General features: G+C 51.8%; 6 protein-coding genes. 3 read left to right on the plus strand and 3 right to left on the minus strand.

All coding sequences use genetic code 11. From position 1 onward, the window contains the following. The first annotated feature begins 128 nt into the window (after window positions 1-128). Complete coding sequence (locus DD606_RS24065; protein WP_000137422.1) at window positions 129-344, plus strand: MbeD family mobilization/exclusion protein; 216 nt, start codon at window positions 129-131, stop codon at window positions 342-344. 533 nt (window positions 345-877) lie between these two features. Here the strand turns inward: DD606_RS24065 and DD606_RS24070 are convergent. From DD606_RS24070 to DD606_RS24085, 3 genes are all read right to left on the minus strand, one after another. Next, window positions 878-1,414 carry a DUF5384 family protein gene (locus tag DD606_RS24070; protein WP_053259013.1) on the minus strand — a complete coding sequence of 179 codons (537 nt, stop codon included), beginning with the start codon at window positions 1,412-1,414 and terminating at the stop codon, window positions 878-880. A gap of 10 nt (window positions 1,415-1,424) precedes the next feature. Next, window positions 1,425-1,946, minus strand: coding sequence for a glycine zipper 2TM domain-containing protein (locus tag DD606_RS24075; RefSeq protein ID WP_053259012.1), 522 nt, complete (start codon window positions 1,944-1,946; stop codon window positions 1,425-1,427). A 266-nt stretch (window positions 1,947-2,212) separates the two neighbouring features. Next, a complete protein-coding gene (locus tag DD606_RS24085) occupies window positions 2,213-2,371 on the minus strand; it encodes a replication initiation protein (RefSeq protein WP_079975676.1) in 159 nt (52 codons plus the stop codon). 647 nt (window positions 2,372-3,018) lie between these two features. Between DD606_RS24085 and DD606_RS24100 the strand changes: the two genes are divergently transcribed. Both DD606_RS24100 and DD606_RS24105 read left to right on the plus strand, forming a co-directional pair. After that, window positions 3,019-3,342, plus strand: a complete 324-nt coding sequence (locus DD606_RS24100) for a MobC family plasmid mobilization relaxosome protein (protein ID WP_170970046.1) — start codon at window positions 3,019-3,021, stop codon at window positions 3,340-3,342. Then, window positions 3,332-3,713, plus strand: a 382-nt coding sequence (locus DD606_RS24105; RefSeq protein ID WP_176691473.1) for a relaxase/mobilization nuclease domain-containing protein, incomplete at its 3' end; no start/stop codon positions are given. The genes DD606_RS24100 and DD606_RS24105, both read left to right, overlap by 11 nt.

Below are 3,713 nucleotides of genomic sequence, written 5' to 3' on the forward strand. Positions count from 1 at the left end.
CGTGGGGAGTGCGCTATCAGGAGAGCAGCGACGGCCGGAGGTTTCTTATCCTGCCGCCGGGGATGCAAACCGAAGCCATCCCTTACGACGGGACGACATGGATCCGCCTGAAACAGGAGTAGCGGAAGATGACAGAGCTGGAAAAGCAGTTGCTGAGCGCATTAGAGCAGCTACAGCAGGACTACTCGCAAAGGCTGGACGAATGGGAGAGCGCCTTCGCGGAATGGCGGAGCATGTGTGGGCTTATGCAACGGGAGAACGCGGTGCTGAACGAGCGCGTGTCGGACTTGAGCACGCAGGTGCTGAGTTTAAGCGAGCAGCTGCGCCGCTTGTCCGGGAACTGAATGCCACCGAGTTCCGGCAGAGGGAGAGTGAGTATCAGAAAACACTGGAGCTGGAGCGCCAGCCGCAGAAAACCTACCGCGGGCCGACACTTTAAACCATCCAGGCAGCTGACAACCCGCACGAAGAGGGGCTTTTACTTCTCCCGCTAAATAGGTTCGTGATCAAAAAGATCACGGCCTATACCTGTGGGGGAATTATGAAATTGCTTAACGTCATTGAAGCTGTACTTAACTGCCTGTATCTGGCGGCCGGGCTGTGGGACTGGCTGGAGAAGCATTTACCTGTTTTTAAGGCGTTCGCGCTGATTTTAGTGTGACTTTACACGCCATGCATCTGGCTGCATGGCTATGCAGTCGGGTAAAATTTATCTGTCGCGATCGGGGTGGTTTACCGGGTGGGTTGTTGTTGTTTTTGGCTGACTGCCGCCCCGTTCGCGGCGAAGCTGTCCGGGGCGGTACGGCCAACGGATGTTATGGTAAATTACATCCGTTGTTAATTAAACTTGAAATCAACTTTAATTATAAAAATGAAGCTAGTTAAACCATCCTCCAGCTTCTTTTTCTCTGGCTTTCCCTTCGCTTTTCATTAAATCTTTCCCGCCTTCTGAAATATTTCTGTTTGAGTCGGCGTGAGATTGAATTACATCTGTTTGGGCTGCCTTGTTTTTTAACTCTTGGTCTATGAATTCATTTTCGCGTTTAACTCTTGCCTCTTCCCTGGCTAATGCTAACTTTTGTTTTTCGATTTCAAGCTTTCTTAGTTCATCTTCATATTTCTGATCTCTATTTTTATCGGCTTTGAGCTCAGCTTCGATTCTTTCACGGTGAGCTTTTCTCTCTGCAGAAGCTATGGCTGCTCTCCTGTTCGCTTCTGCTCTTGCTCTTTCTCTCCTTTTTTGCTCAAGCCGTTTGTTTTCCTCAATTTTTTCTCTCTGGATATCCATGAGTCTTTGCTCTTCAGCCTTCCCCTGCTGTTCAGCTTGAGCTACTGCGGATAATTGTTCTTGAAGTGAGTTTGCAAAGCTGCTTCCACTAAAAGAAAGGATGAGGGGTATAATGATTCTTTTCATCGTTTGAATCTTATTTTTTTACCGGGCATGTTGTGTTTGGTTGGATTCTTGTTTCATTATTTTTTGTGGAAATGACAACAGCTAAACCAGTAGTAAACTGACATGGTTTTCCTACTTGAGTTGATGTAAATACCTTTGTCCCTTCTTTATAAGTTAAAGAAACACCTTCAACGATAGATTTATCTTTGACTAATGTTCCTGCTGCGGCACCGACGGCACCACCGCCAACGGCTCCGGCTGTTGTGCCAAGTCCGCTACCACTTCCGACATTATGACCAGCCACACCGCCAACCACAGCGCCAAGGATTGCCCCAAAGGTTTGTGCAGCTTGTTTGTTTGCAGTGTTATCAACAGCAACCTTCGCAGGCAAAACAGAAATTATGTTTACAGTTTTCGTCTCCTGTTTTGCATTCAGTTGCCCTGCGTCATAAACGTCAGCAGCATATTGATCGGCATTGGATTGACAGCCTGATAAAGCGGTAATCGAGGCGGTTAGTAGGGCTATGCTTAACAGTGTTTTTTTTGAGCTCATGTGACTTCCTGTTTCTTAATGTAAAAAAACATTTTTAGGAATTATCCGTAAAAAGTAAAGGCTAAAGGTGGTGGTTGATTTTCCACTAAGATGAAGAACTTCTTGAGATTTCTTTGAGCAATGCGTAGTCTTTTGCTCTGTAAACAAAAAAACCGCCTGGGGAGGCGGTTTTTTCGAAGGTTAAGTCAGTTGGGGAACTGCTTAACCAGGTAACTGGCTTAAGTGGAGCGCAGATACCAAATACTGTCCTTACAGTGTAGCCGTAGTCAGGCCACCACTTCAAGACTCTCGATATCTAAATCCACTAATTCCCAGTTACCAATGGCTGCTGCCAGTGGCGCTTTGTCGTGCCTTTCCGGGTTGGAATCAAGTTGAAAGTTACCGGAGGAGGTGCAGCAGTCGGACTGAACGGGGGGTTCGTGCATACAGTCCAGCTTGGAGCGAACTGCCTTCCCGGAACCGAGTGTCAGGCGTGGAATGAGATAAACGCGGCCATAACAGCGGAATGACACCGGTAAACCGAAAGGCAGGAACAGGAGAGCGCACGAGGGAGCTACCAGGGGGAAACGCCTGGGATCTTTATAGTCCTGTCGGGTTTCGCCACCACTGATTTGAGCGTCAGATTCTGTGATGCTTGTCAGGGGGGCGGAGCCTATGGAAAAACGGCTCCGCCGTGGCCTTCTCGCTTCCCTGTTAAGTTTCTTCCTGGCATCTTCCAGGAAATTTCCGCCCCGTTCGTAAGCCATTTCCGCTCGCCGCAGCCGAACGACCGAGCGTAGCGAGTCAGTGAGCGAGGAAGCGGAATATATCCTGTATCACATATTCTGCTGACGCGCTGGTGCCACCTTTTTCTCCTGCTACATGAAGCACTTTCATAAAGTGTTACTCCGCCGTAACATATTAAGCCAGTATACACTCCGCTAGCGCTACGTGACTGGTTCAGGGCTGCGCCCCGAAACCCGCCAAAAGCCTGACGCGCCAGCGGCTTGTCCAACCCCGCGCCGACCGGGAAAGGCTTTCCCGCCCGTCCCGGCGTTATCAGGAGGCCGGTTTGTCAGAGAAACGGAACAAGATGCTCACCATGTGGGTGACGGAGGACGAGCACCGGCGGCTGCTTGAGCGCTGTGACGGCAGGCAGCTGGCGGCGTGGATGCGGCAGACCTGCCTGGACGAAAAGCCGGCACGTTCCGGAAAGCTCCCCTCAATCTCGCCGGCGCTGCTGCGCCAGCTTGCCGGCATGGGCAATAACCTGAACCAGATAGCCCGCCGTGTTAACGCCGGCGGCGGCACCGGCCATGACAGGGTACAGATTGTGGCGGCGCTGATGTCCATCGATGCCGGGCTTGAGCGGCTGCGGCACGCCGTTCTTGAGAAAGGAACGGACGATGATCGTTAAATTTCATCCACGCGGTCGCGGCGGTGGCGCCGGGCCGGTGGACTATCTGCTGGGTAAAGACCGGCAGCGTGAAGGCGCCAGCGTCCTGCAGGGGAAGCCGGAAGAAGTCCGGGAGCTGATTGACGCGTCGCCTTACGTAAAGAAATACACCTCCGGCGTCCTGTCGTTTGCGGAGGCCGATCTGCCTCCCGGCCAGCGGGAAAAACTGATGGCCAGCTTCGAGCGGGTTCTGATGCCCGGACTTGATAAAGATCAGTACAGCATTCTGTGGGTGGAGCACGAGGACAAGGGGCGTCTGGAGCTGAACTTTCTGATCCCCAATACCGAGCTGCTGACCGGCAGGCGGCTCCAGCCGTACTACGACCGCGCCG

The sequence above is a fragment of the Enterobacter cloacae complex sp. GF14B genome (assembly GCF_004136805.1).
GTDB lineage: Bacteria > Pseudomonadota > Gammaproteobacteria > Enterobacterales > Enterobacteriaceae > Enterobacter > Enterobacter hormaechei_C.